Consider the following 4,935-nt stretch of genomic DNA (forward strand, 5'->3'; position numbering starts at 1 on the left):
AAACTAACGGGAGGCATATTAATCACATCGTAGCCAATCACCTGATGGGTAAACATAACATCGAGAGGATTTAAAGGATAGGGATAAATAAATAAATCCTCTTTTTGTTTTGATAGGGAAAGTTCTGTCAGTTTTACTTCCGCTTTACTCATCCATTTTCCTAAACGAATCCATTTAGGAAGTTGTAGGGGGTGATGGGAAATGATAAAACATTCAAAAACACTTTCGGGAGCGATTTCTTTGGCTCTGCCAAAACTGGGAATATTTTTCTGGGTTTTTTCCATCTCCACATGATAGTTATTATTGGCATATTTCCAAGTATTGAGAACCGCCGTATGAGCGATCGCCCGTGCGGGAGTGACATAAATTTTCTCTTCGTTAAGAGGATTTAAATGTTCTTGGTACTGGGGAATCTGTTCGGAACAGAAGTAACGATAACTATCGCTATTTACCAATCCCAAAGCATAACAGAGCGCGTAATTATGAATTACGGGTTCGCTTTCGTAGAGTCTGCCGATTTCACGGGTTGCGTAATAAAGACTATCGTGCAGTTCTAATTGACAGGAATAAATATGTACCATAACTCTTTAAAAATTGCGAGGATCTAGGGTGAGAAATTACTCACCCTACTGAAATTTACGGTTTTTTAGCGGCTGGCTTTTTCTCGGCGATATGTTTCTTAGCGTAGTCTTTCGCTTCTTTATCCGCTTGGTTTAAGAGCGATAAAATTCCTGCTTCCGTACCCGTGAGAGTTTTCACCTCAGTTAATAAAGGTTGAAAATTTTCCCCGATAAAATCGGTATGAACGATAAATTCTTCCGCCATTAATGCTTGTATTGCTTCGGTGGCTTTTTCCATAACTAAATCCTCATCTAAGGGATCGATCGAGTGTAATACTTCATCGGGAAGGCGATCATATATTGCCTGTGTCCAGCGCAAATTACTAACAATTTCCCCATCGGCAAAAATAACACCGATAAGCTCATTTCTTACCCGTCCCGTCCGGGTGGTTTGTGCGCCGTAGTGACGGGTACGCAGGATGTTATTAAAAACATAGAGAAAACCCGCTTCTGTCGGATCTTTTAAAGTGACAATACTAGGGAAAAACACCTGCGGACGGATGTGATCTTGCTGGTTAATCCTGCTAGTCACTTCCCCTACTTTTGTGTTATTTTCTCCCTTAGATGCCATAGTACCATTCTCGTAGGGAGCGTTTAAAGTAAAACTTTCATGGGATTCATCAAAGGGTGTGATCGAAAAAGCCGTATCTACTACTACTTTCGATTTTTCTGAACCCGAATCACTGATAGCAAAACCATAAATAATACAGTCGGGGTTATTCATGGCAAATTTTACATTGTACTCACATTCTTCGGCGGTAATTAATCCGTAGTTTCTGAGTAATTCTCGACCTACTAGGCGTTCTGGAGTTGATTGCTTCCGTTTAAACATCGATAAACGACTAATCGTTTTTTTGCTATCAATTCCCGCACGAACACGAGCTTTATTTAGCTCTCCATCTGTTTGAAATAAAGGATAAGATTCTGTAACTCGAATCGTCAAAAAGTGAACGTATTTTCCCATCGGTTTGTAGGGAATATCGCTATGAAAGAATTTAGAATCGAGGGTTTTCAGTAAAGACATGGTAGGTACTCCTTGAATTAATTATTGTTTTCAGAATCTTCATCCACAGGTTGACCCTGGGCTTTTAACTCTTGATTTTCTCTGTCCTGTTCGAGACGGTAAAGAAATTCGCAGGTATCGCGAATGAGGTTTAATTGTCTGCCAGCTAGACGCGCTCGATCGCCCTTAAAAGAAACCTCGAACACATCGATCACAAAATAACGAGCAAAAGACAATATTTTCTGTCTTTCCTGTTCTCGATCGGATAAAATCCAGCGACCTTCTGCGGTAGAAGCATGAACCCGATTCATTAAGCTGGCCACTTCCGCCGCTACTACAGAAACTAGGGCTTCTCCCTGATACATTCCTCCTTTGAGAATCGTATCGGCGGCCACATTGATCGGTTTTAAAACTGCGTTCGCTTTCGGATTATATTGTTTATTAGCTCGATAGAATTGACGATACAATTCGGTTAACTTTTTCGGGTGATTTAAGGGCGATTCTGCTGTCATATCGATAGTTAAATTGGTTCGGTTGGCTTGTACATAGGGATCGAAACAAGGATAAAAATCGTAGAGATACAGAGCGATTCGATTAGCGCTAGGTATATCGGCATCTTTGCCCCGTTTCCACTGTTTAAGGTAATGAAAAACATAGAGAGGACTGGTTTCTAAATTGATAGCGAGTTCCGTTAATTTGCCCCAATTGGGATCATAACCCGTCTTACCCTGCTTCGAGTTCACGTCTAAATGAATAGAATAGGCTGCGGTTAGGGTATTTAGAGGGGCGGAATATTTTTTTCCGTCATTATCTTGCCATGGGTTCAAGACTCGATCGAGACGGAATCGATCGCATCGGGTTAAGGACCGGATCGCTTGGGGCGCACTGTCCAGAAATACCGTCTCTTCAAATTCCGCACCGTCGCGATAGGGAGGAATAGGAGACTCAGAAACCACCGTTTTGACATCTAAAATCATCGGGAAAGCTAATCCTAACCATGCCGGCATAACCCAGGATTCCGTATCGGTGGGATTGCGGCCCGGAGGTAGGGCTATAAAATAAAAGGTTAGGGGTTTATCTTCGGGATAGGATAGTTTAAAAGTGCGGTCTTTTTTGCCATCTTCCTCCTCGTTAATTGTTTCCTTTTTCTGCCTTAATTTTTCATCGATCAGGAAACTATCAACACTCTGATAACGGGTTCGATCGAAGTTAGCGACCAGATTCTTATCAACAAAGTGCAACTTTATCGAGCTATCAAAACGAGTTTGAGCGATGTTAGCGTAGGCTTTTTGTAAAAAACTATTGGTTTCGGGAGTAAAATAATAGGTCGGGTAAAAGTACAGATAGCGATATTTGCCGTCCTCGAAACGTTTTCCTACCGCTTGGGTTTGATTCATAAGAATCTGACGCAACATCATTTCCGTTCCCGCGATACTGGAAATGTTTCGTTTGGCGTTCGAGCCTGCCAGCATTTGTTTATTAGTATAGACTTGGGGAGTAAAAAGAACCGCCGATTCCATCTGTTCGCTGACACTATAGGGAGAATGGGAGATCGAACAGAGAAGTTGACGGCCGCGACCTTGTTTTTTAGCGGCGTTGTAGTGGTTTAATTCTTTCTGGAAGGTTTCGATCGAGTGGGCCAATTCCCGACCGGGTAACTGCACCACTTGATTAACCCACTCTCGCAAATCCTCCCAACCATCGGGTAAGTTATATCCCGCAACTATGGCGGCGATTTTTGCGGCGAGAAAAGCGATTAAATCTTCTGCAACCGGTCTAATATCCTCGATTCCGGGATGCTGTTTCAGGTATTGCGCCGCTAGATAATACCATTCGTAGGGAACCCCTCCCGTATTGCCTTTCAGTTTGAGTTCTTTTAACGATTCATTAATACGCTTGATCGCTCGAATTTGTGGCAGATAATTTTCTAGATTCCAATAATGCGCGATCTCGCTAATTAAATCTAAATCCGGCGGTGCGGGTAAGTTTTTCTGCAATTTTCGCGCCTGTTCGATTTTTTCCAGGCGATCGCCCCAGATTTTCCGCGTCACCACGTCCCCGAATTCCGCTAGGCGATCGATGCGGATATCATCTTCACAATGAAAATCGTAATCCGTCGGTAAAACGCCCTGTTGTTGAAATTTAATCAGGTTTTCGCCGCGACTTCCGGCCACGGACGCTTTATTATCACCGAGGATGCGAAGGGTGGCGTTGAGGGCAGCGCGCATTAACCCAGCATCGTCGAAAAATTGGCTGTAGTAATCTGCGTATTTCATCCCCTTGCCATCTCGGCCGAATCCCGTTTGTTTACGCTGTAATTCACCGCTACAGAGGGATTTAATAGTGTCCACCACTCGATTCGGTAAGGTTTCTAGGGACACTTCTGGCGCGTTTTTGGGGGCGATATAGACAACTCCCGTAGGCAGGTAAAGTAAAGGCTGATAGTCTAGTTCTTGATGTGCTTCCATCACCGCGTTATTAAGTACGTTCGTTAGTACCCCGCGGTTTTCGGCGATGCTGTGGTAAGTGAATTTTAGTTCCCCATCGCTGAGGCTGTATAAAAGGTCTTGTAACGGAGCTTTTTCCGCATCGTGGGGGTGTTTAATAATGGAAGCCAAGCGATCGGCTAGACAGGCAAGATCGGTTAAACTTTCGAGGGCGCTATTGTTTAAGCGAGTATTTAACCCATCTTCCGAGGTATTTCGATCGGTATCATTCCGACGCTGGGCATTTTTAGCGATGTATATCAAATCATCAAGATATTCAGTCCATTTTTTTGGTTGATCGGAAAATAAAAAGCGATCTAATCCTAATTCGGGAACCAATACTTGAAAAATCTCTCGATGTTCCTCTCGTGATAGTTTGCGGATATCTCGATCGAAGTCCTCGTTAATCTCGATATATTTCGCCGGCATCGCGGGAAAAAGCGAGTAGCGGAATTTCTCGAAATCGTGGAGAATAAACCCCGCGATCGCCAACCTGCGCTCGCATTCCTTTACTACCCGTCGAACGGTAGTATTGAGTTTTTCTAGTCGTTTTTCGATGAGATTGGCGGGAAATAATCCATTAAGTAAATGAGTATTGAGAGATTGATCTCCTGCATTATCCCGTCGAACTTTGCTTTTTCCCTCTAATTCCCGACGGCGATCGATTTCCTCGAAGAAATTTCCCCCTTTTGCCGTTACCCCGATCGCTAATCGGAGTAAATTGGGTAATACCATTTCGGCAAAATCTGCCATAACTCGATCGTCGGGGTTTTCGGCTCGAATCGCCTCCCGTAGGAGTTTTAGGGTTAGCAGTTGGCGAACGGTT

At 43.5% G+C, this 4,935-nt stretch carries 3 protein-coding genes; all 3 read right to left on the reverse strand.

Translation table 11 applies throughout. The features are described from left to right. Positions 1-581, reverse strand: a 581-nt coding sequence (gene cas5d, locus PX484_RS11615) for a type I-D CRISPR-associated protein Cas5/Csc1 (protein ID WP_288103926.1), incomplete at its 3' end; no start/stop codon positions are given. 55 nt (positions 582-636) lie between these two features. Continuing rightward, positions 637-1,644 (reverse strand): type I-D CRISPR-associated protein Cas7/Csc2, encoded by a 1,008-nt coding sequence (cas7d, locus tag PX484_RS11620; protein WP_288103928.1) that lies wholly within the window; start codon positions 1,642-1,644, stop codon positions 637-639. A gap of 17 nt (positions 1,645-1,661) precedes the next feature. Then, positions 1,662-4,935, reverse strand: a 3,274-nt coding sequence (gene cas10d / locus PX484_RS11625; RefSeq protein ID WP_288103930.1) for a type I-D CRISPR-associated protein Cas10d/Csc3, incomplete at its 5' end; no start/stop codon positions are given.

The organism is Microcystis sp. M49636_WE2 (assembly GCF_030065375.1).
In the GTDB taxonomy this organism is placed as follows: Bacteria; Cyanobacteriota; Cyanobacteriia; order Cyanobacteriales; family Microcystaceae; genus Microcystis; species Microcystis aeruginosa_C.